28 protein-coding genes are annotated in these 26,031 nt (G+C 47.1%); 22 read left to right on the top strand and 6 right to left on the bottom strand.

Annotation, left to right across the window (positions count from 1 at the left end; translation table 11 throughout):
- Window positions 1–48 precede the first annotated feature (48 nt).
- Window positions 49–1,026 carry a cyanophycinase gene (locus ACLHR0_RS14280; protein WP_436487398.1) on the top strand — a complete coding sequence of 326 codons (978 nt, stop codon included), beginning with the start codon at window positions 49–51 and terminating at the stop codon, window positions 1,024–1,026.
- Between the two features lie 23 nt (window positions 1,027–1,049).
- The gene (locus ACLHR0_RS14275) at window positions 1,050–2,081 is read left to right on the top strand and encodes an isoaspartyl peptidase/L-asparaginase family protein (RefSeq protein WP_436487397.1); all 1,032 of its coding nucleotides are present in this window, start codon (window positions 1,050–1,052) and stop codon (window positions 2,079–2,081) included.
- A 52-nt stretch (window positions 2,082–2,133) separates the two neighbouring features.
- On the opposite strand, the gene ACLHR0_RS14270 is transcribed toward ACLHR0_RS14275, so the two are convergent.
- The 4 genes from ACLHR0_RS14270 to ACLHR0_RS14255 all read right to left on the bottom strand — a co-directional run bounded on the left by ACLHR0_RS14270 (window position 2,134) and on the right by ACLHR0_RS14255 (window position 4,311).
- The gene (locus ACLHR0_RS14270; protein ID WP_429051055.1) at window positions 2,134–2,403 is read right to left on the bottom strand and encodes a hypothetical protein; all 270 of its coding nucleotides are present in this window, start codon (window positions 2,401–2,403) and stop codon (window positions 2,134–2,136) included.
- A gap of 105 nt (window positions 2,404–2,508) precedes the next feature.
- Window positions 2,509–3,477 (bottom strand): hypothetical protein, encoded by a 969-nt coding sequence (locus ACLHR0_RS14265; protein ID WP_436487395.1) that lies wholly within the window; start codon window positions 3,475–3,477, stop codon window positions 2,509–2,511.
- Between the two features lie 120 nt (window positions 3,478–3,597).
- Window positions 3,598–4,071, bottom strand: a complete 474-nt coding sequence (locus ACLHR0_RS14260; protein ID WP_436487394.1) for a PRC-barrel domain-containing protein — start codon at window positions 4,069–4,071, stop codon at window positions 3,598–3,600.
- 36 nt (window positions 4,072–4,107) lie between these two features.
- Window positions 4,108–4,311: a hypothetical protein gene (locus ACLHR0_RS14255; RefSeq protein WP_436487392.1), complete on the bottom strand. Its 204-nt coding sequence runs from the start codon at window positions 4,309–4,311 to the stop codon at window positions 4,108–4,110.
- Window positions 4,312–4,570: 259 nt separating this feature from the next.
- Here ACLHR0_RS14255 and ACLHR0_RS14250 point away from each other — a divergent pair, with 259 nt between their 5' ends.
- Both ACLHR0_RS14250 and ACLHR0_RS14245 read left to right on the top strand, forming a co-directional pair.
- Window positions 4,571–4,753, top strand: a complete 183-nt coding sequence (locus ACLHR0_RS14250; protein ID WP_436487391.1) for a hypothetical protein — start codon at window positions 4,571–4,573, stop codon at window positions 4,751–4,753.
- Between the two features lie 25 nt (window positions 4,754–4,778).
- Window positions 4,779–6,116, top strand: coding sequence for an alkaline phosphatase family protein (locus tag ACLHR0_RS14245; protein WP_436487389.1), 1,338 nt, complete (start codon window positions 4,779–4,781; stop codon window positions 6,114–6,116).
- A gap of 77 nt (window positions 6,117–6,193) precedes the next feature.
- Here the strand turns inward: ACLHR0_RS14245 and ACLHR0_RS14240 are convergent, their stop codons facing one another.
- Window positions 6,194–6,946: an SOS response-associated peptidase gene (locus tag ACLHR0_RS14240; RefSeq protein ID WP_429051047.1), complete on the bottom strand. Its 753-nt coding sequence runs from the start codon at window positions 6,944–6,946 to the stop codon at window positions 6,194–6,196.
- Between the two features lie 63 nt (window positions 6,947–7,009).
- Window positions 7,010–7,429, bottom strand: a complete 420-nt coding sequence (locus ACLHR0_RS14235; protein ID WP_429063011.1) for a LexA family protein — start codon at window positions 7,427–7,429, stop codon at window positions 7,010–7,012.
- Between the two features lie 380 nt (window positions 7,430–7,809).
- Between ACLHR0_RS14235 and ACLHR0_RS14230 the strand changes: the two genes are divergently transcribed.
- The 18 genes from ACLHR0_RS14230 to ACLHR0_RS14145 all read left to right on the top strand — a co-directional run bounded on the left by ACLHR0_RS14230 (window position 7,810) and on the right by ACLHR0_RS14145 (window position 25,864).
- The gene (locus ACLHR0_RS14230) at window positions 7,810–8,490 is read left to right on the top strand and encodes a hypothetical protein (protein ID WP_436487387.1); all 681 of its coding nucleotides are present in this window, start codon (window positions 7,810–7,812) and stop codon (window positions 8,488–8,490) included.
- A gap of 285 nt (window positions 8,491–8,775) precedes the next feature.
- Window positions 8,776–9,630: an ATP phosphoribosyltransferase gene (gene hisG / locus ACLHR0_RS14225; protein WP_370912255.1), complete on the top strand. Its 855-nt coding sequence runs from the start codon at window positions 8,776–8,778 to the stop codon at window positions 9,628–9,630.
- A 15-nt stretch (window positions 9,631–9,645) separates the two neighbouring features.
- Window positions 9,646–10,938 (top strand): histidinol dehydrogenase, encoded by a 1,293-nt coding sequence (gene hisD, locus ACLHR0_RS14220; protein ID WP_436487384.1) that lies wholly within the window; start codon window positions 9,646–9,648, stop codon window positions 10,936–10,938.
- Window positions 10,939–10,948: 10 nt separating this feature from the next.
- On the top strand, window positions 10,949–12,022 hold the full coding sequence (gene hisC / locus ACLHR0_RS14215) for a histidinol-phosphate transaminase (RefSeq protein ID WP_429051040.1): 1,074 nt from the start codon (window positions 10,949–10,951) through the stop codon (window positions 12,020–12,022).
- Complete coding sequence (gene hisB, locus ACLHR0_RS14210; protein WP_370912258.1) at window positions 12,019–13,155, top strand: bifunctional histidinol-phosphatase/imidazoleglycerol-phosphate dehydratase HisB; 1,137 nt, start codon at window positions 12,019–12,021, stop codon at window positions 13,153–13,155. The genes hisC and hisB overlap by 4 nt, the downstream gene beginning before the upstream one ends.
- Window positions 13,156–13,689: 534 nt before the next feature.
- Entirely contained in the window at window positions 13,690–15,102 is a 1,413-nt protein-coding gene (locus ACLHR0_RS14205; RefSeq protein WP_429051038.1) for an anthranilate synthase component I family protein, read from the top strand.
- Between the two features lies 1 nt (window position 15,103).
- Window positions 15,104–15,673 carry an anthranilate synthase component II gene (locus tag ACLHR0_RS14200; protein WP_370912260.1) on the top strand — a complete coding sequence of 190 codons (570 nt, stop codon included), beginning with the start codon at window positions 15,104–15,106 and terminating at the stop codon, window positions 15,671–15,673.
- A gap of 60 nt (window positions 15,674–15,733) precedes the next feature.
- Window positions 15,734–16,729, top strand: a complete 996-nt coding sequence (gene trpD, locus ACLHR0_RS14195; protein ID WP_370912261.1) for an anthranilate phosphoribosyltransferase — start codon at window positions 15,734–15,736, stop codon at window positions 16,727–16,729.
- Window positions 16,730–16,744: 15 nt separating this feature from the next.
- Window positions 16,745–17,548 carry an indole-3-glycerol phosphate synthase TrpC gene (trpC, locus tag ACLHR0_RS14190; protein WP_429051037.1) on the top strand — a complete coding sequence of 268 codons (804 nt, stop codon included), beginning with the start codon at window positions 16,745–16,747 and terminating at the stop codon, window positions 17,546–17,548.
- A gap of 4 nt (window positions 17,549–17,552) precedes the next feature.
- Window positions 17,553–18,188, top strand: a complete 636-nt coding sequence (locus tag ACLHR0_RS14185) for a phosphoribosylanthranilate isomerase (protein ID WP_436487380.1) — start codon at window positions 17,553–17,555, stop codon at window positions 18,186–18,188.
- A gap of 6 nt (window positions 18,189–18,194) precedes the next feature.
- Entirely contained in the window at window positions 18,195–19,403 is a 1,209-nt protein-coding gene (gene trpB, locus ACLHR0_RS14180) for a tryptophan synthase subunit beta (protein ID WP_436487378.1), read from the top strand.
- Window positions 19,404–19,410: 7 nt separating this feature from the next.
- A complete protein-coding gene (gene trpA, locus ACLHR0_RS14175) occupies window positions 19,411–20,184 on the top strand; it encodes a tryptophan synthase subunit alpha (RefSeq protein WP_429051034.1) in 774 nt (257 codons plus the stop codon).
- A 4-nt stretch (window positions 20,185–20,188) separates the two neighbouring features.
- On the top strand, window positions 20,189–20,782 hold the full coding sequence (hisH, locus tag ACLHR0_RS14170; protein ID WP_370912266.1) for an imidazole glycerol phosphate synthase subunit HisH: 594 nt from the start codon (window positions 20,189–20,191) through the stop codon (window positions 20,780–20,782).
- A gap of 1 nt (window position 20,783) precedes the next feature.
- Window positions 20,784–21,929, top strand: coding sequence for a 1-(5-phosphoribosyl)-5-[(5-phosphoribosylamino)methylideneamino]imidazole-4-carboxamide isomerase (hisA, locus tag ACLHR0_RS14165; RefSeq protein ID WP_436487376.1), 1,146 nt, complete (start codon window positions 20,784–20,786; stop codon window positions 21,927–21,929).
- 11 nt (window positions 21,930–21,940) lie between these two features.
- The gene (gene hisF / locus ACLHR0_RS14160) at window positions 21,941–22,696 is read left to right on the top strand and encodes an imidazole glycerol phosphate synthase subunit HisF (RefSeq protein ID WP_429051030.1); all 756 of its coding nucleotides are present in this window, start codon (window positions 21,941–21,943) and stop codon (window positions 22,694–22,696) included.
- A 23-nt stretch (window positions 22,697–22,719) separates the two neighbouring features.
- Window positions 22,720–23,313 (top strand): bifunctional phosphoribosyl-AMP cyclohydrolase/phosphoribosyl-ATP diphosphatase HisIE, encoded by a 594-nt coding sequence (gene hisIE, locus ACLHR0_RS14155; RefSeq protein WP_370912269.1) that lies wholly within the window; start codon window positions 22,720–22,722, stop codon window positions 23,311–23,313.
- Window positions 23,314–23,571: 258 nt separating this feature from the next.
- Window positions 23,572–24,654, top strand: coding sequence for a redoxin domain-containing protein (locus ACLHR0_RS14150; protein ID WP_429051027.1), 1,083 nt, complete (start codon window positions 23,572–23,574; stop codon window positions 24,652–24,654).
- A gap of 70 nt (window positions 24,655–24,724) precedes the next feature.
- A complete protein-coding gene (locus tag ACLHR0_RS14145; protein WP_436487374.1) occupies window positions 24,725–25,864 on the top strand; it encodes a redoxin domain-containing protein in 1,140 nt (379 codons plus the stop codon).
- Window positions 25,865–26,031 lie beyond the last annotated feature (167 nt).

Genomic DNA, 26,031 nt, shown 5'->3' with positions numbered 1-26,031 from the left:
ATAATAACTGTACTAACCATAACGGCTATATGTTTAAATGCCTGTTATATGCGTATGCCCAAACCGCTGACTATTGCCGGCCGGCCGGCTTCCATCGGGATTATTGGCGATACGGCAGATGTAACCACGCCGGTAAAAGGAGGAGTAGCGTTAATTGGTGGTGGCGGGAATGTGGACGGCGCTTTCCAATGGATGATTGAACGCAGCGGTGGCGGTGATGTAGTAGTGCTTACCGCCTCCGGCAATGGCGGCTATAACCATGACATCGACTCCCTGGGGAAAGTGAACTCAGTAGAAACGCTGAATATTACCAACAGGGAACTGGCCAATAATGATACCGTGGCCAATATTATCCGTAATGCAGAAATGTTGTTTATTGCCGGTGGTGATCAGTCGCGCTACATGCTGCAATGGAGAGGTACCAAAGTAAATGATGCGATCAATTATTTACTGCAGGAAAAGAAAGTGCCGGTGGGCGGCACCAGCGCGGGTTGTGCTATCCTGACCGGGTTTTATTACAGCGGCGAGGGAGGCAGTGCGGTGTCTGATTCGGTGCTGGCCAATCCATATGATTCGCTGGTAAAAGTGTATAACAACGATTTCCTGCATGCGCCTTATCTTCGTGATGTAATCAGTGACCAGCATTACCTGAAACGTGGCCGCGAAGGCAGGCATGTTACTTTTATGAGCCGGATCATTAAAGACCAGGGCATTTTTCCAAAAGGCATTGCGCCCGATGAAAAAACGGCGGTGTGTATTGATGAAGCAGGAGTGGCCAAAGTTTTTGGCGTGAGCAAGGCTTATTTCATTATGTCTGACAGTCTTAAAAAACCGGAACTTTGTGAACCGGGGCAACCACTGCAATGGAACCATGGCGGGCAGGCATTGAAGGTATATGAAATCCCTGCCAGCGCTTCCGGCAACGGCAGTTTCCGGGTAGCTGACTTTGATGCCGCAACGGCCAGTGGCGGCGCCTGGTATTGGTGGTGGGTGGAAAAGGGACAGCTGAAGAAAAAAGCAATCTGATTATTTCCGTAATAAAATTTGATATGAAAGGCAGGTTTGGTATTTTATTTTTTCTGATGGTACTTTTTGTTTTGCCTGTAAAGGCGCAACAGAAGGCATCATCTTATGTGCTGGTGATCCATGGTGGTGCGGGTACTATTCTTAAAAAGAATATGACCCCTGAAAAGGAAGCCGCGTACAAGGCATCTTTACAAAAAGCACTGGAAACGGGCTATAAGATCCTGCAGTCGGGCGGAAGCAGCCTGGATGCGGTAGAAGCCACTGTAAGGGTGTTGGAAGACGATTCACTTTTTAATGCGGGCAAAGGTGCTGTGTTTACCCACGAAGGGCGCAACGAGCTGGATGCCGCCATCATGAATGGTAAAACCAGGGCAGCGGGTGCGGTAGCCGGTGTTACCACCGTGCGCAACCCGGTGAGCGCTGCAAGGGCGGTGATGGAAAAGTCGGAGCATGTGATGATGGTAGGGCCGGGTGCAGAAAAGTTTGCAAAGGAAGCAGGACTGGAAATAGTGGACCCCTCGTATTTCAGAACGGAATCGCGCTGGAGGGACCTGCAGAGTGCCATCAGGGAGGATTCTATTGCTGCGGCTAAATCAAACGCCTATACGAACCCGGGCAAGCTGGGTATAAAAAACCGGGATTATAAATTCGGAACGGTTGGGGCGGTAGCGTTGGACCGGCAGGGCAACCTGGCGGCAGCAACTTCTACCGGCGGTATGACCAACAAAAAATATGGCCGCATTGGTGATTCGCCTATCATTGGTGCGGGTACCTATGCGAACAATGAAACTGCTGCCATATCCTGTACCGGCTGGGGTGAGTTTTACATCCGTAATGTGGTGGCTTATGATTTGTCTGCCCTCATGGCGTATAAAGGGCTTTCTGTACAGCAGGCGGGTAATACGGTGATCAAAAAAGTAGGGGATATGGGTGGCGATGGCGGTTTGATTGCCCTGGATAAAAAAGGAAACATGACCATGTCTTTTAACACGGAAGGCATGTACCGGGGCGCCGTTACCAAAGACGGCAAAATTGAAATTTCGATTTACAAGTAAACATTATAACGAACGGATGCGGGGCGTAGTACCCGTATCCGTTCGTATTGTTTTACTCCAGCGGCCTTTTTGGCGCATCATCTTCTTCCAGGCTGTTTTCTGATACATCCTCATCCGTAATATCTTCTTCCTCCAGCAGCTCATCTATTTCCACGTCGTCATCTTCTTCGTCGAGTAATTCATCAGAGTTGTCGTCGCCCCGCCGGGATTGTTCATCCTGGTTGCCTCTCTGCGGCACGGGTTGTTGTTTTTGACTAAAAACATCGTCTGGTTGAAGATCGTCATTGAGCAGTGGTCCGGGTGTTTTAGGTTGTGTGGTCATAAAGCAAGTTTTCCAGGGAAAGTCCAAACATCGCACCACTAAAAACAGCTTGATTTACAGGCTGCTGTTGCGGAGGGCTGCGTAAATAAATACACAGTTAATGGGTTATTCATTCACCACTTTACTTTTTCTGAAAACGGCGCTCCATTTGCTTACGAAGGCGGCCGACAAAGTTTCTGTTTTTTGGGCAATGAAAATGGCATGAAAGGATCTGGGGCCCTGTATCACATAATACAGCTGCGATTCCGGACTTCCGGCGCCGGGTGTTTCCACTTTGAACAGTGCCCAGCGCCGCTGGGGAATATTTTCTTTTCCAAGCAATGTCACCTTTGCCTGTGATGCTTTACTCACAGCGGCTTCCGAGAAGCTTTTTACAGCGAGATCAATGTTATCGACCCGTGCATTTTCCATGGTCATATTGTTGATCAGCAGGGTCCATTGCTGCGCCGTTTCATTGGCAGGCAGGAACTGGCGGGTAGCGAGATTGTCCACTTCGGTATCGGTGATCGTTGTCCATTTTACATTAACCGGCAGCACAATTTTAAGGCGCTCTTTTCCCGCTGCTTTGCCTGTTTTGAAGGAATTGCCTATTTCATGGAATAAAGGCTTAAAACCGGCCGAAAACGGCAAAAGAGTGGTGGAGGTCAACAGGTAGGTTTTGTTGTTTGAATACGCAATAAAGATGCTGGCGAACATGGTATCGGTCCTGCTTCCCTCCAGGTGGATTTCATCCAGCCAGATCATCCGTTTACCGGCGCTGACAATGCTGCCGGAATCCAGTAGTTTGAAATAAGGATTGCGGCCGATATAGTACAGGAGTTTTTTTGCAACGGCATCTACGTTGGAGCGGGGTTCATCCACTACATTGACTGTGAAGTTTTCAGGCGCTACCAGGGCGCTATCGGCCCGCTGCGCCATGAATTTCAGGGAAGGGATCTGTTTGTTTTTTATTACCTGCCATCCGTTGGGAATTCCTACGGAGAAGTGATTCGCCGTATCGCGGTAGTTCACAAGGTTCTGGCCGTTGGCAAAAAAAGAGAGTAACACGAGGCCGCACACCAAAGCATATTTCATCCGGAGCAATTTGTTGTACAAATAAAACATATTTAGTGTTAGCCTGCAAAAGAGAAAGCCTCCGACCGGAGGCTTTCTCTTTTGCAGGCTAACATCAACGGACGATTATTTAGGCAAGTACTATACGCGGTTATCCCGTGGCGCACGTGTTCCATAAAATCTATCCTGGTCAAACTGGTCGTGGTTGTAAAAGTCGTTATCGGCGGTATATGAATCCGGCGACACAAACACATTCCGGATATCCCGTTCTGTTTCGGGGGTAACGATCACACCTTTTTCATAAAAAGGAAGGATGCTGATCTGTAAAGGAGTTATTTCCGGCAGCAATACGGTATCATCCTTTTCATGCAGGATGGCTACGCCGATAGGAAACAGTACTTTCCGGTCGGTGAGTCCTATCCGGTTACCCTTGAGGTTGATGACAAGATAGCGCACCCTGCGTGAAGCGGGATTGAACAGCAGGTCATCTACTTTTCCGAATTTATTGCCTTGCAGATCTTCCACCCCCCAGTTCCTGATATCGGGCTGTCCGTCTACAATTTCAAATCTGCTGCCGCTTAATTCTTCAAGACGATTGGTTTCAGTGATAGACATGGTAATATTTTTTAGATAAAGAATAGGTGAAAACCTTTACGGTTGTGCGCCGGGAGTATCTGCTGCGGGTGCAGCGTTGCCGGTAGTGCTAACAGTATCAGTGGTAGTGATTACGTCCTGTTGACGGTTATTACCGCTGCGCATCAGAAAAAACAGGATAGCAGCGATGATGATAAGACCTATGATCAGCCATAGCCACGCTGGATTTCTTTTCCTGGGTTGAACTTCTAAGTGTGCCATAGTTGTATGGTTAAGGTAGATAAATATTCCGGATGAGTTCATCCGGAAAAGGTTCATGCACTATCCGGCAATCATTATACCAATGCACAGGAAAAATGTGCAGAGGCGCTATTTTCCTTTCCTATGGCTTATTATAGGGGAATTAAGGCGTTGATTCCGGGGAGTTCAGCCATTTTTTTGTTAGGGTCTTTTTCCTACGTATTGCGGAATTATAGTCCGCTGTATATACTCACTGCTACGAGTAGTATACCTTACAGGGATGCGGTCCTTGTCCCGTTTCCCGAATGTTAACGAAAGCGTAATACACGCTGTATTGCCGGAGATACGCCGCGAAAGAGGCGTTGAGCTGATCCCGGAGGGCTTCCGTTTTTACATTCTGGTACGCTGCGGACTTGGCCCTTTACCTTTGAAGCCTTATATTGGCTGGTATGGCTGGCATTGAAACCGGCGTTGAAAAAATATATTGTATGAAGAAGATTACCGGTATAGCATTGTTGCTGATGATAGGATTCACTTCCTATGCGCAGCGCGCCTCGCATGTAGTGCTGATTACCATTGATGGCTTCCGGCCAGAGTTTTATACAGACGCTTCCTGGGGTATGGTAAACCTGCGGGCCATGAAAGACAGCGGCGCTTATGCGGACGGAGTAAACAGTGTATTCCCTACCGTTACCTATCCCAATCACACGTCGCTGATCACCGGTGTAACACCGGCGCGGCATGGTATTTATTATAACACACCTTTTGAGCCTAATGGCGCCAGCGGCATCTGGTACTTTTATTACGACAGCATCAAAACGCCTACGCTGTTTGATGCGGTGCATAAAGCCGGGAAAAAATCGGCTAATGTAATCTGGCCGGTATCTGTGGGCGCACCGATCGATTACAATATACCGGATGTATGGCTTATTGGAAAAAAAGACAGGCGGGAGCTGATGGCTACCGTCACCAATCCTGTGTCGTTATGGCAGGAAGTACAGGAACATGCCACGGGTAAGCTGGGTGAAAAGGATTTCACGATGGAGGATGAAGAAATGATCCTGGATGAAAATGTGGCGCGTATGTCGGCCTACCTGATCACTACCTATAAGCCTGCTTTTACCACGCTGCATCTGGCCTGTACAGATCATTATGAGCATGAACAGGGCCGGGATGGCCTGCTGGTAAGAAAGGCGGTAGCGGGGGCAGACAGGGCGTTGGGTACTATTATTGAAGCGCTCAAACGCGCAGGCATATACGAAAATACGACCGTCATTGTTACCGGCGATCATGGTTTTGTGAATATCGGCAAAAGCTTTTCCCCGAATGTATTGCTGGCGCAAAATGGTTTGCTGAATAATATCAAAACGGGTGATTGGAAAGCGCAGTTCCATTCTTCCGGCGGGTCGGCCTTCCTGCATCTCAAAGATCCGAAGGATGCAGCTACACAGCAGAAAGTACTGGCGTTGCTGAAAGCACTGCCAGCGGCACAGCAGCAAATGTTCCGGATTATTGGCCGCAAACAGCTGGATGCAGTGGGCGCTGATCCGCATGCTGCTTTGGCCATTTCCGCCTCTGATGGCGTTACCATTGGGGGTGGCTCCACCGGGGAACTGGTAATGGCAGCCAAAGGGGGCACACATGGTTATTTCCCGGATTTTAAAGAGATACAAACCGGCTTTGTGGCTTCCGGAGCAGGGATAGTGGCAGGCGGTCATGTGAAAGAAATGAATGTAACAGATGTGGCACCGCTGGTAGCGCAACTGCTTGGATTATCATTGGATAATACTGATGGTAAAGTGCCTGCGGGCGTGGTAGCTAAGTAAGCATTGAAACGTAGCAATACTGAGCGGACGCCTTGTGAAAGGGGCGTCCGTTTTTTTGTGGTGCCTGGGAAGCGATATTACATCTGCAGGGCAGGTAAATGCTCATATGCTGCAGGGGCTATTACTGCTGCGTCATCAGGCTTTGCTTTTCTGACAGAATTTACCGGCCAGCATTCCAGTTGTGTTGCGGGCAGTTCATACTGTATAATTGAGCGTATATCCGTATCAGTTAGTTCAGGTTGCAGCCATTGTTCTGCGAGTCCGGGAGTAAGCATCATGGGCATTCTGCCGGCGTTGTCGCCGCCGTTATGGATCTGTGCCATCAGTGGGTTAGCGGCACGGGTTAGCAGGGTGAACGCGGGAATACGTGCGGGTTTATCTACATCCCAGGAATTAGACATTGCCCACAATCCGGCTATAAAAAAGAGTTCCTGTTCTTTGGGTTTGATATAATAGGCCACTTTATTTTTCCATCCGGGAATGTGCCGGTATTCAAAGAAGCCGCTGGCTGGAACGAGGCAGCGCTGGTGCCGGATGGCATTCCACATGGTGCCGTTTTCAAGTACTTTTTCGCTGCGGGCGTTCAGGAAAAGTTGCCGCTGGCGTTTTACTTTTTCCAGGGTGTCCAGCATTTTAGGTATGGGACCCCAGGTGTATTTTTCAAGTTTGATGCCGTTGTTGTTGGTAACTACGGGCCATTGCGGATAAGACATCCCGATCTTGTGCCAGGTAGGGTCGAAGTCGATATCCAGTTTGCCGCCGGGTTTAAGTCGCGGCAGGTATTTGAAAATGCTCTCTATGCTGGAGGTAAAGGCAATATCGTAACACATATTATCTGTCGTGGTATTATAATCGGATAAAGGTACTTTTATTTCTGTATCTGTCCCGGTGCGCTATTTCCGCATATCTACAATGACGGCGGTTACCACGCCCCATACCTGGAAGTCGGCGTCTTCTGTGATAACAATAGGTTTATAAAAAGGATTTTCGGGATGTAATACCCAGCTGCGACCCGCTTTTACGAGCCGTTTTACGGTATATTCCCCATTGAGTGCCGCCACTACAATATCTCCCGTGGAGGGTCGGATAGAGCGGTCTACAACCGCCATGCAACCATCGGGAATGCTGGCATCAGTCATGCTATCGCCCTTTACCCTGATAATGAAGGAGGTAGAGGGATTTGGCTGCAGGATACGGGAGAGATCAATCTGCTCTTCTTCATAATCCAGGGCAGGAGTAGGAAACCCTGCAGGGACACTGGTATTAAAGAATGGCAGGGTAATGTGCGGGTCACTCAGTTTCAACACTTGCATATAACTATCGTTTTTGTAAATACTAATATTATTAGCAAAATAAAGCTAAAATTATTAGTTTATGAAATCCGTTAACACATCGTTTGCAAAAGATGGAAATCCGTTGCAGGAGAGGGGAGAAGTAAGTGCCGGGAGATCAGTGAGCTATGAATCCTGGTTGCTAAAACAGGCGCAGTAAGATTTTTTTTGACAGAAGGGAAGATAATGTATCCAGTTCAATATTTATCATTTATTGGCCGTTTATATTAATGTTAATCACTTGTTATTCAGTACATCCGGATTTTTTTTCTACACTCCCTGTATGTCCCACACATAATTTTATGCGCCGTTAAATTTTGCGCGGTGAAAATATTGTAAACCTCAGATAATCCTTATTTCTTATGGGCATTCAAATGAAAGCACTCCTTTTCTGCTGCCTGGCAGCCTTCACCTTCTTTGCACCCAACCATGCAGCTGCAAAAGTTAAATCCAAAAAGATCGTTATTAATACGGAGAACGACGCACGGATCTATGTAGATGGAAAACTGGTCAATAACACTTCTACAGAAATCAAGGTAGCAGCATACGCGCAGGTAAACATCCGTGTGGAAAAGGTAGGTTTTATTACACAGGAGCGGAACTACATCAATGATGGAAAGCATACATTGCCTTCTACAGATTATATTAAGCTGGAGAAAGACGATGCGTACGAAAATTCGATGGTAACGAATCTCGCGAACCAGGATATCGATGTACGGACCAGTCATGATGAAGAAAATTCCTGGAAGCTGATCAACCGCATCATTACCGGTTATTTTGATGTGATTGCGGTTACCGATAAAGCGACGGGATACATGTGCACTGCCTGGGTAGTAAAATCTTTTAAAGCAGCTACTGTCCGTACCCGTCTTATCATTAAAACAGGGAACACAGACCCGCTTACCTACAAGGCAAAGCTGGTAAGTGAAATAGCTCCTCCCGGTGTATCTGCAAGCTCTGATGAATCATTCCGGAACTGGGACCGGCTGCTGCGTACGTTTGAAAATGTAGTGCCTGAACTGCAAAGCAGGCTGGCGAAATAAGCAGGCTGGAATGCTGAAAAGAGATATTGGCAAAGGTTCATTATACCAGTGATTATATATAAGCGCTTATATTTAAATTTCCCGTTAATTCCAAAAAAAACCTTTGTTATTTCATTTTACTTCCTATTTTTGCACCTGAAATTATGATTACAAACAAACATACACATCACCACCATCATATCTTACCACAAGGGTAGGCAGGGGGATGATTTGTGTATATCACCATATTACATCATCAACAGGGGCTTACCGCAGAGGTAAGCCCCTTTTTTTATTTTATCAGGGATGAAACTGAAAATTGCAATCCAGAAATCCGGCCGCCTGCACGACGATTCCATCAAACTTTTGAAGGAGTGCGGCATCGACATCAACAACGGTGTTAATAAACTGAAAACAGAGGCCACCAACTTCCCGCTGGAAGTGTTTTTCCTGCGTGATGATGATATTCCGCAATACATTGAAGATGGTGTGGCAGACATAGGAATTGTAGGAGAAAATGTAGTGCTGGAAAAACAAAAGCAGGTAAATATTGTTCAGAAACTGGGCTTTGGAAAATGCCGTTTGTCTATGGCGGTGGAAAAATCGGTGGATTATACTTCCGTGAAAGACCTGCAAAATAAACGTATTGCTACCAGCTATCCTGTAATAGTGGAAGATTTTCTGCAACAAAACGGTATTACCGCAGAAATCCATGAAATCAGCGGCTCCGTGGAAATAGCGCCAGGTATTGGTTTGGCAGATGCTATCTGCGACCTGGTGAGCAGCGGATCTACCCTGTTCATGAATGGTTTGAAAGAAGTGGAAACGGTGCTGAAATCGGAAGCAGTGCTGGCAGCCTGCCACAACCTGAAGCCGGAACAACAGCTGTTGCTGGACAAACTTTTATTCCGTATCCAGGCAGTAAGGAAAGCAAAAAATAACAAGTACATCCTGCTCAATGCGCCCAATGATAAACTGAATGAAATTATTGGTTTGCTGCCGGGCATGAAAAGCCCTACAGTACTGCCTTTGGCTGAAGCCGGCTGGAGCTCTGTTCATTCGGTACTGAATGAAAATGATTTCTGGGATATTATCGAAAGTTTGAAAGAAGCGGGTGCACAAGGCATCCTGGTAGTACCCATCGAAAAAATGGTGATCTGATAAACTGAGTAAACGATGCAAACAACCAGATTTCCCGATAAAAGTTCCTGGAATACGCTGCTGCAAAGACCTGTAATGGATACCTCCACGCTCGAAAAGAAAGTGAATGATATCCTGCAGGAAGTACGCACCGGCGGCGATGCCGCCATCAGAAAATTTGCAGCTGAATTCGATAAAGTAACGCTGGATAATTTACAGGTGCCATCCGCCGCTTTCGCAGCGGCAGAAGCTACGCTGGAACCGGCGCTGAAAGCGGCTATCCAGCAGGCAGCAAAAAACATTACTACCTTTCACCGCGCACAGCAGGAAAAGGTACAGGTAATAGCCACCATGCCCGGCGTACAATGCTGGCGCAAATCTGTCGCCATACAAAAGGTAGGCTTATATATTCCCGGTGGTTCCGCACCACTGTTTTCCACGATCCTGATGCTCGGCATACCAGCCATGATAGCGGGTTGTAAGGAGATCGTGCTTTGCACGCCTTCCCTGCATCCGGCGATCCTGTATACTGCCCAACTGATAGGCATTGACAAAGTATTTACTATCGGCGGCGTACAGGCCATTGGTGCAATGGCTTATGGTACGGAAAGCGTGCCGCAGGTATATAAGATCTTCGGTCCGGGTAACCAGTATGTTACCTGTGCAAAACAGCTGGTGAATAAAAGCGGCGTGGCCATAGATATGCCGGCTGGTCCTTCTGAAGTGGCCGTGCTGGCGGATGATAGCTGTGTGCCGGCTTTTGTGGCGGCCGACTTGCTATCGCAGGCGGAACACGGCCCCGATAGCCAGGTGGTATTGGTTACCACAAGTGAGCAGGTACTCGCCAATGTAACCAATGCGTTGAATGCCCAGCTGGACGAACTGCCCCGCAAAGGCATTGCCACAGCGGCATTGGAAAACAGCAAGATGATCCTGGTGAAAGATATGGATACTGCCATTGACATGCTGAATGCCTATGCGCCGGAACACCTCATCCTGGCCTGTGAAGGCGCAGAAAACCTGGCAGATAAAGTAACAGATGCAGGTTCTGTTTTCATGGGAAATTATACCCCGGAAAGCGCAGGTGATTACGCCTCCGGCACCAATCACACCCTGCCTACAAACGGCTATGCCAGGGCTTACAGCGGCGTGTCGCTGGACAGCTTCGTAAAAAAGATTACTTTTCAGCAGATATCTCCCGATGGGCTGCGGAATATTGGAAGTACCATAGAAGCCATGGCAGCAGCAGAGGGACTTGAGGCGCATAAAAACGCCGTTACCGTAAGATTAAAACAGCTGGAATACACCGGCTCACTTATAACAGATTAATTAATGCAATATGTTTAATCTCGATACCCTGGTAAGGGAAAACATAAAAAAACTGGTGCCTTATTCTACTGCCAGAGATGAATTCAAAGGAGAAGCATCCATCTTCCTGGATGCGAATGAAAATAATTTCGGATCCCCGTTGCCGGTGAATTACAACCGCTATCCCGATCCGATGCAATGGCAGCTCAAGTACAAAATTGCTGATATCAAAGGTGTGCCGCCACAAAATATTTTTATTGGTCACGGCAGCGACGAAGCCATAGACGTGCTTTACCGCTCTTTTGTGAATCCGGGTGTGGATAACGTGATCCTTTGTCCGCCTACCTATGGCATGTACGAAGTAAGCGCGCACATCAACGATGCTATTATCCGCAAGGTAACGCTGACAGAAGATTTTCAGCTGGACATCCCGGCGTTGCAACAGGCCATAGATGCCAACACAAAGCTCATCTTCATCTGTTCTCCCAATAACCCTACCGGCAATTCTATCAACCGCTCGGACATAGAACTGCTGTTGAATAATTTTGATGGTATTGTGGTGATAGATGAAGCATATATCAATTTCTCCCGTCAGAAAACTTTTATACAGGAACTTACCGAATACCCTAACCTCGTGGTGATGCAAACACTGTCGAAGGCATGGGGATTGGCCGGACTCCGCATCGGGATGGCTTTTGCCAGTGAAGATATTGTGAACACCTTCAACAAGGTGAAACCACCCTATAATATCAGCCAGGCCACCAATGAGCTGGCGCTCCAGGCATTGGAAAATGTAAGCCAGGTAAATGAATGGATCCGCGAAATAGTGATAGAACGCGACCTGCTTTCCGGCGCACTGATCCAGTTGCCGGAAGTACTGCACATTTATCCCAGCGATGCGAGCTTTATCCTGGTGAAAACCACCGATGCAAAAGGTATCTACAATTATCTCATTGAACAGGGAATTGTAGTACGCGACCGTTCCAAAGTGGAACTGTGTATGGGCTGCCTGCGTATCACCATTGGCACGCCGGCCGAAAACCTGCGACTGCTGGAAGTATTGAAATCTTTTAACCTGAAAACAGCCACAACTGCATCTGCATGAAACGAGTGCTCTTTATAGACCGTGATGGTACCCTGATCAGGGAAGTGCCGCCAACTTACCAGATCGATAGCCTGGACAAAGTAGAGTTTTATCCCAAAGTATTTGTGAATATGGCGCGGATCGCCGCTGAGCTGGACTATGAGCTGGCAATGGTTACCAACCAGGACGGACTAGGTACTGCTTCCTTCCCGGAAGATACCTTCTGGCCTGCGCAGAATATGATCATGAAAGCGTTTGAAAACGAAGGGATCAAATTTGATGAGGTGTTTATTGACCGCTCTTTTCCCGCCGATAATGCGCCTACCCGCAAACCCCGCACGGGCATGCTCTCCAAATATCTCGATGGCAGCTACGACCTGGCCAATTCTTTTGTGATCGGCGATCGTATCACCGATGTGGAGCTGGCAAAAAACCTGGGCGCAAAAGCTATCTGGATCAATGAAGGCGTTGGTTTGGGAAGTGCCGAAATCAGCGATAACGCAGCTGCGCTGCAATCCGTGATTGCCCTCGAAACCACCGACTGGAACCGGATCTATGAGTTCCTGAAACTGGGATTAAGAACGGTAACGCATGTACGGAAAACCAATGAAACAGATATCAATATTGAACTGAACCTGGATGGAACCGGTAAAGCGGATATTCATACAGGGCTGGGCTTCTTTGATCATATGCTCGACCAGATTGCCCGCCATGGCGCTATAGACCTGAAGATCACCGCCAAAGGCGACCTGCATATTGATGAGCACCACACCATAGAAGATACGGGCATTGCCTTGGGAGAAGCCATTGCCAAAGGCTTAGGCGATAAACGCGGTATCGAAAGATACGGTTTCTGCCTGCCGATGGATGATTGCCTGGCCCAGGTGGGTATTGACTTTGGCGGCCGCAACTGGCTGGTATGGGACGCGGAGTTTAAGAGGGAAAAAATAGGGGAGATGCCTACCGAGATGTTCTATCATTTCTTCAAATCCTTCTCAGATGGCGCCAAAGCGAACCTGAACATTAAGGCAGAAGGCGAAAATGAACATCACAAGATAGAAGCCATCTTTAAAACCTTTGCCAAGTCTATTAAAATGGCGGTGAAACGGAATCCGGCTAATATGCAGCTGCCTTCAACGAAGGGGGTACTGTAGCGGACGGGCGGCGCCTTCGGCGCCTTTTGTCTTTCTGCAGGATTACTGGATTAATCGTGATTGCACTGATTTTCCCGCCTTTTGTTTTAATTATTTGGCGGAGATAGAAGCGGATAAGATTAAATGATTGGAGAAGATATAAGCGTATTTTGTTTTTTATCTCCATACCGATTTTCTAACAGAAATTAGAAAAATCAGCTTTTATCTCCACACCATAAAATCAAACAGAATGTGGGAAAATCAGTGCAATCACGATTAATCCAGTAATCCTGCAGAAAGACAAAAGGTGCCGAAGGCACCGCCCCCCACAAAAAAAATTTGCATTTTCTAAAAAAATGTTTCATTTTTGTTCTCGCTATGCAAAATATCATTACAAACAAACATTGGTGGTGGCACGGAATCAATTCCTGATCTGTGTTACAGTGCCATGTTTCGTTTAGAAATATATTTGGAAGGCCCGCTGTTACACAGCGGGCCTTCCGCTTTTTCAGCCCTTCCCATTTTAAAAAAAACAAATACTTCACCCAATACATCATGCGTACCATCCAAGTAAAAACGAGATCCAAACAGATGCTGGCAGACATTTTCACGCCAGTGGGAATATATCTGCGGCTGCGCGATAAATTCCCGGGTTCTATCCTCCTCGAAAGCACTGACTACAGGGCCAGTGACAACAGTTATTCCTTTATTTGTGTGAAGCCCATTGCAGGTATCGAAGTTACTTCCACGTCGCACTTCGAATTTAAGTATCCCAACCTGCCCGTAGAAAAGAAAGAGCTGAAAAATAAGCAACAGGTGCTGGATGAAATGGAGCAGTTTCTCGGCAACTATTCTTTCTCCGGCAAACACCCGGTACCAATGGCGCAGAGCCTCTTCGGGTATACCACTTTTGATGCCGTACAGTTCTTTGAAACCATTGAATTCAATAAAAAGAAACAAGAGGCCGGTAATACCATCCCGTTGATGCGTTACCGCTACTATCAATATGTAATAGCGATCAATCACTTTAAAGATGAACTTTATCTTTGTGAAAACCAGATAGACGGCATCGATAGTGAGTTTGAGCTACTGGAGTCGCTTATCCGGCACAAAGATTCCCCCGGGTATCCGTTTGCCACTACCGGGGAAGAGAAAAGCAATATGACGGATGCGGAATATATGCAGATGGTAGAACAGGGCAAACAACACTGCTTCCGCGGAGACGTTTTCCAGGTAGTACTTTCCAGAGCTTTCCAGCAATCCTTCAAAGGCGATGAATTCAATGTTTACCGCGCCCTCCGCTCCATCAACCCCTCTCCTTATCTTTTCTTCTTCGATTACGGCGATTATAAATTAATGGGTTCCTCACCGGAAGCACAGATCGTGATTACAGATGGCAAAGCTACTATTCATCCCATTGCAGGTACTTTCCGCCGCACCGGGGATGATGAACAGGATAAACTGCTGGCCAATAAACTGCTGGAAGATCCGAAGGAAAACGCAGAACACGTGATGCTGGTAGACCTGGCCAGGAATGATCTCAGCAGAAACGCCACAGAAGTGGAAGTAGCTTCTTACAGACAGGTGCATTTCTATTCACACGTAATTCACCTGGTAAGCGAAGTAACCGGAAAGGTAGATCCGAAGCTGAATCCGTTCACGCTGCTGGCTTCTTCTTTCCCGGCAGGCACACTGTCCGGCGCACCAAAATACCGTGCCATGGAAATTATTGATCAGTATGAACCCACTGCACGTGGCTTCTACGGCGGTTGTATCGGCGCTGTTGGTTTCAACGGCAACTTCAACCATGCCATCATGATCCGCTCCATACTCAGTAAAATGAATACCCTGTACTACCAGGCCGGCGCCGGTGTGGTAGCAAAATCAGTAGCTTCTTCAGAACTGGAGGAAGTGAACAACAAACTCAATGCGTTAAAACAAGCCATTCTGCTGGCACAAAAAATTTAGTATGAACATCCTCGTTTTCGATAACTACGACTCCTTCACATACAACCTCGTTCATCTCGTGGAAAAAATCATCAACGGTAAAGTAACCGTGGTACGCAATGATGAAATTCCATTGGAGAAAGTAAATAACTACGATAAAATTATTTTATCGCCCGGCCCCGGTATTCCGGAAGAAGCTGGATTACTGCTGCCGCTGATTAAAGAATATGCGCCCACCAAATCCATCTTTGGTGTGTGTTTGGGGCAGCAAGCCATCGGACAGGCATTTGGCGCTTCTCTCACCAACCTGAAGGAAGTATACCATGGCGTTGCTACCAACGTAAATATTATTAAGGAAGATGGACGGCTGTTTAACGGCTTACCACGACAAATACTGGCCGGCCGTTATCACTCCTGGGTAATTGATGAGTCTACCCTGCCTGCGGAACTGGTGATCACCGCCAAAGACGAAGATGGTTTTATTATGGCTGTACAGCATAACAAATACGATGTAAGTGGTGTGCAGTTCCACCCGGAAAGTGTGCTTACCCCGCAGGGAGAAAAGATTGTAAGAAACTGGTTAAGCCTGTAATAACAGCGCGACACCCGTTTTAAAATTATCGAACACTCAATCAGCAAAATTCTTCCAAAAATGAAAAAGATTCTCAATTACCTTTTTGAACATAAAACTTTCAGCCGCGAAGCTGCCAAAGATATCCTGATCAGTATTTCCAAAGGCATGTTCAACGAAAGCGAACTGGCGGCTTTCATGACGGTATACCTGATGCGCAGCATCACCATCGATGAGTTGCTGGGCTTCCGCGACGCGCTGCTGGAACTCTGTGTACCGGTTAATCTCAACGGTTACGATGTACTGGACATTGTTGGTACCGGCGGGGATGCAAAAAATACTTTTAATATTTCTACCTTGTCGTGCTTTGTGGTAGCCGGCGCGGGGGCAAAAGTAGCCAAGCATGGCAACTATGGCGTATCTTCTGTCAGTGGTGCTTCCAATGTAATGGAGCTGGTAGGGTATAAATTCAAGAATGACGATGCCAAACTGAGAACAGAGCTGGAGGATTCAGGGATCTGTTTTCTGCACGCACCACTGTTCCACCCGGCATTGAAACATGTGGCAGGCATCCGCCGCCAGCTGGGTATCCGTACGTTCTTTAACATGCTTGGTCCCCTTGTGAACCCGGCGCTGGCCAAACATCAGCTGATCGGTGTTTACAGCCTGGAAATGGCGAGGGTATACAACTACCTGTTCCAGCAAACGGACAAGCAGTTTGTGATTGTTCACAGCCTCGATGGATATGATGAAATATCCCTCACGGCAGATACCAAAGTGATTACCAATAAAGGTGAACAGGACTGGACCCCGGAGCAGCTGGGCAAACGTAAAGTTCACCAGGAAGATATTTACGGCGGTAACTCTACTGAAGAAGCCGCAAAGATCTTTATGAAGATCCTGAAAGGCGAAGGTACCTGGGCACAGAATTCCGTTGTTTTTGCCAACGCAGCAATGGGTTTGTACAGCCTCGGAACATATAATTCGTATGAAGATTGCTTCGCCGCCGCGGTAGAATCCCTGGAGTCGGGCAATGCACATAATGCGTTCAAAAAACTGATTGCTTTGCAGTCGTAGTACAGATAGTTTATCATGAAGAATATTTTAGCAGAAATTGTTGCTCATAAACACATCGAAGTAGCTGCCCGCAAATTGCAGCGCAGCGCGCAGGACCTGGAGCAGTCGCCGGCCTTCCCGAGGGAAACATTATCGCTCCGCCATTTCCTGCAGCAGCCGGAAAAAACGGGCATTATTGCGGAATTCAAACGGCGCTCTCCTTCGAAAGGAGTGATCAACGGCGATGTAACTGTTCAACAGGTAACTACCGCATACACCCGTTACGGCGCTTCCGGGCTGTCGGTGCTCACCGATGAAAAATATTTCGGTGGTTCTTCCGACGATCTGCAACAGGCGCGTAGCTTCAACCAGATCCCGATTCTGCGGAAAGATTTTGTGATAGATGAATACCAGATACTGGAGGCAAAGGCTATCGGGGCAGATGTAATACTCCTCATTGCAGAATGCCTGGATGCCGCACAGGTAGCACACCTGGCTGCTTTTGCACATAACCTCGGACTGGAAGTATTACTGGAAGTACACAGTGAAGCGCAACTGGAAAAAGTAACGGCACATACCCACCTGGTGGGCGTGAATAACCGCGACCTGATCACGTTCCAGGTAGACTTTAACCGTTCCTGTGAACTGGCGCCGAAGATTCCGGCGGATAAAGTGAAAGTGGCGGAAAGTGGTATCAATGACCCCGCTGCTATTGTAACACTGAAAGCCGCCGGATTCCAGGGATTCCTGATAGGCGAGCATTTCATGAAGCAGGAAGATCCCGCACGTGCCTTTGAAAATTTTGTACAAACACTCAGCGATCTGCAGCATAAATCATAACACGATGCGTATTAAAGTTTGCGGTATTACCAGGATAAATGATCTGCAGGCGCTGGTGGATAACGGCGTTGACTATGCAGGATTTATTTTTTACGAGAAGTCACCGCGTTTTGCCGGTAACAAAATAGATGCGAGATCGGTACGGGAAACCTCCGGCATCAAAAAGGCAGGGGTTTTTGTAAACGCGCCGCTGGAACAGATCCAACGCACCGTGAGTGATTATGCACTGGACCTGGTGCAATTGCATGGTGAGGAAACGCCGGAGTTTTGCGCTGCTGTCCGTACCTTCATCCCGGTGGTGAAAGCTTTTCGTATAGGTGATAACGTTAACTGGCAAACGGAAGTGGCGCCTTTTATACCGGTAACCGATTACTTTCTCTTCGATACCGCTTCCGTAAAAGGTTATGGCGGAACGGGCGAGCAGTTTAACTGGGATTTGCTGAAAACTTACCCGTTTGACCATCCCTTCTTTTTGAGCGGGGGCATCAGTGCCGGCCAGGCAACAGAAATACAGGAGATGCAGTTGCCGGCATTGTTTGCAGCAGATGTGAACAGTAAATTCGAGGACAGTCCGGGTGTGAAAAACATTGCGCTGGTAAAACAATTTGTGAAACAAATTCATTCATCAATAATAAAATAAGCGGTCATGGATATTGCGATTAATACTGGCAACTCCAGGTATCAGGTGGATAAGAATGGCTATTATGGCAGATTTGGCGGGGCGTACATTCCCGAGATGCTGTATCCCAACGTAGAGGAATTACAGTCCAAATATCTCGGCATCCTCAGCGATCCCGGTTTTCAGCAGGACTTTGAAGCCCTGTTGCGGGATTATGTAGGAAGGCCTTCCCCTTTATATTTTGCCAAACGTTTGTCTGAAAAATATAAAGCGAAAATTTATCTTAAAAGAGAAGATCTGAATCATACCGGTGCACATAAAGTAAACAATACCATCGGGCAGATCCTGCTGGCGCAACGCCTGGGCAAACGCCGTATCATCGCTGAAACCGGCGCTGGTCAGCATGGCGTGGCCACGGCTACCGTATGCGCGCTCATGGGCATGGAGTGCGTGGTGTATATGGGCAGCATTGATATAGAAAGACAGGCGCCCAACGTAGCGCGGATGAAAATGCTGGGAGCCACCGTAGTGCCGGCCACCAGCGGCAGTAAAACCTTGAAAGATGCTACCAATGAAGCGATCCGCGACTGGATCAACAACCCGGTAGATACACATTATATTTTGGGCACCGCTGCAGGTCCGCATCCATATCCTGATATGGTGGCCCGCTTCCAGTCGGTGATCAGCGAAGAAATAAAAAAACAGCTGTTGGAGAAAACCGGCAGCGAGAATCCTGATTATGTACTGGCTTGTATCGGTGGCGGCAGCAATGCAGCCGGCGCTTACTTCCATTACCTCGACAGGGAAAAGGTAAAACTGGTAGCCGTGGAAGCTGGCGGAAAGGGTGTACACAGCGGGTTTTCCGCAGCTACTACGCAGCTGGGCACCATTGGTATTATCCATGCCAGCAAAACATTGCTGATGCAAACCAACGACGGACAGATCGTGGAACCACATTCCATTTCCGCAGGACTCGATTATCCCGGCATCGGACCTATGCACGCCCATTTGTATGAATCGGGCCGCGCACAGTTCCTGTCGGCTACCGATGAAGAAGCCCTGGCGGCGGCTTATGAACTGAGCCTGCTGGAAGGAATTATTCCTGCTATGGAATCGGCTCACGCCCTGGCTAAACTGAAAGACCTGCCCCTGAATACTGATGATGTAGTGGTGGTATGCCTTTCCGGCCGCGGGGATAAAGATCTGGATACCTATATCCGTCACATGAATAAATAAATGGATTATGCAAAATCGTATTGATCAACTGTTTGCTGTTAAGCGGCACAACGTTTTAAATATATATTGTACGGCTGGCTTTCCGCAGTTAAATGACACCCTGCCTGTAATGACCGCATTACAGCAATATGGAGCGGACCTTATTGAGCTGGGCATGCCATTCTCCGATCCGCTGGCCGACGGGCCTGTTATCCAGGACAGCAGCACTAAAGCGTTGCAGAACGGCATGAGCCTGCACAAACTGTTTGAACAACTTACCGGTTTCAGGGACCGTATACAGGTGCCTGTTATCCTGATGGGATATTTCAACCCGGTATTAACTTACGGTGTGGAAGCCTTTTGCGCAAAATGTGCAGAAGTAGGTGTGGATGGTATCATTGTGCCGGACCTGCCAATGGCCGAATATGAAAATGAGTACAGACCAGTGTTTGAAAAATACAACCTGCACCTGATTTTCCTGGTAACGCCGGAAACCAGTGAAGCACGGATCCGTAAAATAGACAGTCTGAGCAAAGGCTTTATTTATGCCGTATCTTCTTCTTCCACCACAGGAAAAGACAAGGATATGAAAGACCAGCAGGCTTATTTTGAGCGGCTGAAGCAGTTGCAGCTCACAAACCCTGTTTTAATTGGTTTTGGTATAAAAGATAAAGCTACTTTTGATACGGCATCTGCTTATGCCAATGGCGCTATTATCGGCACTGCCTTTATCAGGGCCATTGAGCACAGTAAGAATATTGACGAAACGGTGAAAACGTTTATTTCGGGAATAATTCAGTAATAACATGAAAACGGTTATCATAAAATACAACGCCGGTAATATCCGCTCTGTGCAGTTTGCATTGGAGCGTTTAGGCGTAAACGGCACTGTTACGGATGATCACGAAGAGATCATGTCGGCCGATAAGGTGATTTTTCCCGGTGTGGGAGAAGCCAGCACGGCGATGCAGTACCTGAGAGAAAGAAAACTGGATGCCGTAATTGCCGGCCTGAAACAGCCGGTGCTGGGCATTTGCCTGGGTATGCAGCTGTTGTGTAAATATTCGGAAGAAAACGATACCAAATGCATCGGTGTATTTGATGTGGATGTGAAACGTTTTCAATCGCCGGTGGAAAACCTGCTGAAAATACCGCAGATCGGATGGAACAATATCACCGGTTTGCACAGCGTGGTGTTTGAACACGTACCGGAGAACTCCTATATGTACTTTGTGCATAGCTATTATGCGGCACTCGGGGCAGATACCGTGGCCATCACCAATTATGTGATCAACTATAGCGCTGCGTTGCAGAAGGATAATTTTTATGCGGTGCAGTTTCACCCGGAGAAATCAGCTATAGCAGGCGCCCGTATTATTGAAAACTTTTTGAACCTGTAAGATGAATATCCGGAAAATCAGCGCAGATGACACGCTGCAACTCCGCAGGGATGTGATGTATCCCAATGAGTCGCTGGAAGCCGTAAAAGTAGACCACGATGCAGATGGACTGCACTTCGGCGTTTTTGACCAGGGGCAACTGGTAACAGTAGTGTCCCTTTTCCTGGGCCGCGAAAGCGCACAGTTCCGCAAACTGGCTACAGCGCCGGCTGCACAGGGGAAAGGCTTTGGCAAAGCGATACTGGCACATCTGGTGGACATCTGTAAAAAAGAAAAAATAAAACTGCTCTGGTGTAATGCCCGTGATACCGCAGTAACATTTTATGACAGGCTGGGCTATACGAAGAAAGGGGATTACTTTGTTAAGGGAGGAATCACTTTTGTGAGAATGGAACTGCCTTTGGATCAGCAAAACATGACAACTAAAAAATTTGAAGTTATACCTGCCATTGATATCATCGATGGTAAATGTGTAAGGCTTACCCAGGGCGATTATAACCAGCAGAAAGTGTACAACGAACATCCGCTGGAAGTGGCAAAGGAATTTGAAGCCATCGGCGTTCGCCGCCTTCACCTGGTAGACCTCGACGGCGCCAAGAAAGGAGCAGTGGTAAACTGGAAAGTGCTGGAGAGCATTGCCGGTAAAACCGGTTTGATAACAGATTTTGGCGGCGGTATTAAAACGGATAAAGATCTGGAGATTGTATTTCAAAGCGGTGCTGCATTGGCTACGATAGGCAGCGTAGCGGTGAAGCAACCGGAACTGTTTTTCAGTTGGGTGAAGCAATACGGAGCCGGTAAAATATTCCTGGGCGCCGATGTAAAAGAAGAAAAGATTGCAGTAGGTGGGTGGCTGGAAACAACGGAGTTGTCGGTATTCGATTTTCTGGAAAGCAATATCGCGCAGGGCGTCAGCAATATCTTTTGTACAGATATCGCTAAGGATGGTCTTTTACAGGGACCGTCTGTAGAGCTGTATAAAAAGATTATAGAACGCTTCCCGGATATTAACTTTGTGGCCAGCGGCGGCGTGAGTAATATTGAAGATGTGGCTGCCTTGCAGGAAATTGGCTGCAGTGGCGCTATCATCGGTAAAGCGATCTATGAAGGTAACATCTCCATGGATGCATTAAAAACATTCCTGTAAACTATTAGCACATGTTGACCAAACGCATCATACCATGCCTGGATATCAAAGACGGCCGTACCGTGAAAGGCATCAATTTTGAAAATATCCGCGATGCCGGCGACCCTGTTGAACTGGGAGCGTTGTATGCTTCACAGGGAGCTGATGAGCTGGTATTTCTGGATATAACGGCAACGAACGAACGAAGAAAGACGCTGGCGGAACTGGTAACGAATATTGCCCGTCATGTGAATATTCCTTTTACCGTGGGCGGGGGCATATCTTCCGTGGAAGATGTATACGTGCTGCTGCAATCCGGTGCGGATAAGATTTCGGTGAATACCTCTGCGTTTAAGGACCCTGCACTGGTGGACAGGCTGGCCCGTGAATTTGGGAGTCAGTGTATAGTACTGGCTATTGACACCCGCTTTGAGGAGGGCGACTGGTATGTGTACCTGAATGGTGGCCGTGTGAAAACGGATATAAAGGCATTTGACTGGGCAAAAGAAGCGGTAGGCCGTGGTGCTGGTGAGATACTGCTCACTTCCATGAACAACGATGGCACCAAGAAAGGCTTTGCCCTGGATATTACCGGGCAGCTGGCACAGCACCTGAATGTACCTGTTATCGCTTCCGGCGGCGCTGGTACAATGGAACATTTTACCGATGTTTTTGAAAACGCACAGGCAGATGCCGCACTCGCAGCCAGCATCTTCCATTATAAAGAAATAGAAATTCCTGCGCTCAAAACTTTTCTTTATAACAAGGGAGTGAACGTAAGATTTTAAGTGATACCTGAAATAAGTAAACAATGCAGATAGATTTTCAAAAGTCGCCCGATGGCCTCGTACCAGCCATTATACAGGACGCCATCACCAATAAGGTGCTGATGCTTGGTTATATGAACCGGGAGTCGCTGGAGAAAACCGTTTTGGATGGCAAGGTGACTTTTTTCAGCCGCTCAAAAAACCGTTTGTGGACAAAAGGAGAAGAGAGTGGCAATTTCCTGATCGTAAAAGACCTTAAAGTAGATTGCGACCAGGATACGATTCTCATCAAAGCCAGTCCTGTAGGCCCGGTATGCCATACCGGCGCTGATACCTGCTGGGATGAAAAGAATGTAAGCAACGACTTTCTTTCTACCCTGGAGAACATCATTACCGACCGGAAAAATAATCCTTCCGATAAATCTTACACTGCCAGTCTTTTTGAAAAGGGCATCAACAAAATTGCACAGAAAGTAGGAGAGGAAGCGGTAGAAGTGGTGATTGAAGCTAAGGACAATAACGATGAGCTGTTCCTCAATGAATCCGCTGACCTGTTGTTCCATTACCTGATCCTTCTTCAGGCAAAGGGTTTCCAGCTGGCAGATGTTATATCGGTGTTAAAACAGCGCCACAAGTAGCTGCCGGCTTCGCCGGCTTTTAGATTGTCTTATTGCATGATTTAGTTGATTATACTGATTACCATGATTTTATTTTTATTTATTAGAGGTTGATAATTAACTTATAAGCTTGCTCATAAACAAAATCAAATCATGGTAATCAGTATAATCAACTAAATCATGCAATAAGACAATTTAGTGCTGGCGAAGCCGGCACCCCTCGCCATAAAAAAATCTCTTCGTATATTACACCCCACTAACTAATTAAAATAATTTGTAATGAAACAGATTTTACTGTTAGCCGCTGCGGTGTTGGTTTTCGCAGGTGTGAATGCCCAGCAGGTGTCGGGTGTTGTGAGGGGAGGCAACGGCAAAACCATTTATCTTTTTGACGACCAGGATAATAATCCGGATGATTCGGTGGTGATAAAGAATGAGCAGTTCAGCTTCCGTGTAAAAAGTGGCAAGGAGCCAGCAGTGTATGCGTTGATCCTGCGGGATGTAAATTACCCGATGTTGTTTGTAACAGGGAATGAGCCTGTTCAGTTTACTACTTCCGTGGCTACTTATCCAATTGCTACTTCCGTGAAGGGAAATGCGAATACGCTGGCGATGCAGGAGTACCAGAAGGCATTTGAGCCCCTGATCAAACAGGCGCAGGAGCTGAATAACGAAGCAAAGCAGATTAACCCCGAGGATGAGCCAGGGAAGAATGCCTTTCGTAAGAAAGCGGAGACATTCAGCCGGGAGGTGGTGAACACTGGTAAGCAGTTTATTACCTCACATCCAAAGAGTATTGCCAGTATATGGTTGATGATGAATGAGCTGCGCAGCAGGCTGGAACCGGAGGAGTTCAGGCAATTGTTTGAATCACTGGATAAGTCGGTGCAGGAAAGTTCGTACGGACAAAGCGTAACCGCCTATGTAAAAAGTCTGAAAGCAAATGTGTTGAATGTGGCCGCCGACGATTTTTCGCAGGAGGATACCAAAGGGAATCCGGTAAAATTATCGTCTTTCCGTGGTAAGTACGTATTGGTTGATTTCTGGGCGAGCTGGTGTGGTCCCTGCCGCCAGGAGAATCCTAATGTAGTAAAGGCTTATAACAGGTTCAAGGATAAAAACTTCACCATTTTGGGCGTTTCGCTGGATGACAACCGTGATCGTTGGTTACGGGCTATCAGCCAGGATGGACTGGCCTGGACCCAGGTATCCGACCTGCGAGGCTGGGGCAATGAAGTAGCGGTGCAGTATGGCGTTCAGTCTATTCCCACCAACTTCCTGGTAGATCCTGCCGGGAAAATTATCGCCCGCAATCTCCGTGGGGAAGAGCTGGAGGCGAAGCTGGAGCAGTTGTTAAAATAGCCGCTTATCAAAATCAGGTTGCTAAAGAGCGGCGGATTTTACAAATTTGTTATTCGTAAAACAAAAACCAATGAAAAAAGCGATTATAGGTGTTGCCCTTTTAGTGCCGGGGATCATGTTTGCCCAGGATAAGAAAGGCGCAACTGCAGGAAAACCTTATACTATACAGGGAACTGTTTCCCAGCAACAGAATCCGGCTACTGTTTATCTCAGGATGCGCAAGGGCGGTGAGAACTTCATGGACAGCGCGCAGATCAAAGACGGCAAATTTACCTTTAACGGAACTTTGGAAGAAGCCGGTTTGGCCAGCCTGATGCTGGTACAAAAAGGTTCAGAAAAGCCAATGTCGATGGGACGTGATATGCTGGCGGTTTTCCTGGATAAAGGCGTTATCACTATCAGCACTACTGATTCTATCAGCAAAGCTACTGTTACGGGCTCTAAAGCAAACGATGATTACAAAAATCTGAATGAACTGCTGAAAGATGTAAATGAGAAAGGTGCAGCTTTGCAGAAACAATACCGTGAACTTGCGAAGAATAAGGACGAAGAAGGGATTAAGAAACTTGAAGCAGCATATGATTCGTTAGATACAGAAGAGAAAAAAATTGAGAACGATTTTCTTTCTAAAAATACCAATTCTCCTATTGCGATGTTCCTGTTAAACCAGGTAGCCGGTTACGATATAAAACCTGCTGAAGTTACACCGCTGTTCAAGAAATTAAGTAAGGAAGCAAAGAATTCACCTTCCGGTAAAGAATTCTCCAAGCGTCTTGAGGCGGCCCGTAAAACGGCGGTTGGTCAGCCTGCTATTGAATTTGCCCAGGCAGATGCCAATGGTAAGGACATCAGCCTGTCGTCTTTCCGTGGTAAATATGTATTGGTTGATTTCTGGGCCAGCTGGTGCGGTCCCTGCCGTGCAGAAAACCCTAACGTGGTAAAGGCATACGATAAATTTAAGTCCAAAGGCTTTGAAATCCTCGGTGTTTCCCTGGATGACAAAAAAGACAAATGGCTGGCTGCTGTTGATGCAGATAAGCTCACCTGGACGCATGTTTCCGATCTGAAAGGCTGGAAGAATGCAGCAGCAGACCTTTACGGCGTGCGTGCCATCCCGCAGAATGTACTGATTGATCCTAAAGGAAAGATCGTAGCGAAAAACCTGCGTGGTGAGGAACTGGCCTCCAAGCTGGAAGAAATATTGAAGTAATAATTTCCTCTCCGGGAGAAACATATCAAGAGGTGCAGGGTTTATTCTTGCACCTCTTTCTTTTTTAAACAATTTTGCCTGCTAAGATCATTTATCTAAAAAAATATTTGTTTATCTACGAAACATTCGTAGATTTACGAAAGAATCGTAATTCAAAATATTCATTT

The organism is Chitinophaga sp. ARDCPP14, assembly GCF_051362515.1.
GTDB lineage: Bacteria > Bacteroidota > Bacteroidia > Chitinophagales > Chitinophagaceae > Chitinophaga.
This window is presented reverse-complemented; position numbering and strand designations above follow the sequence as displayed.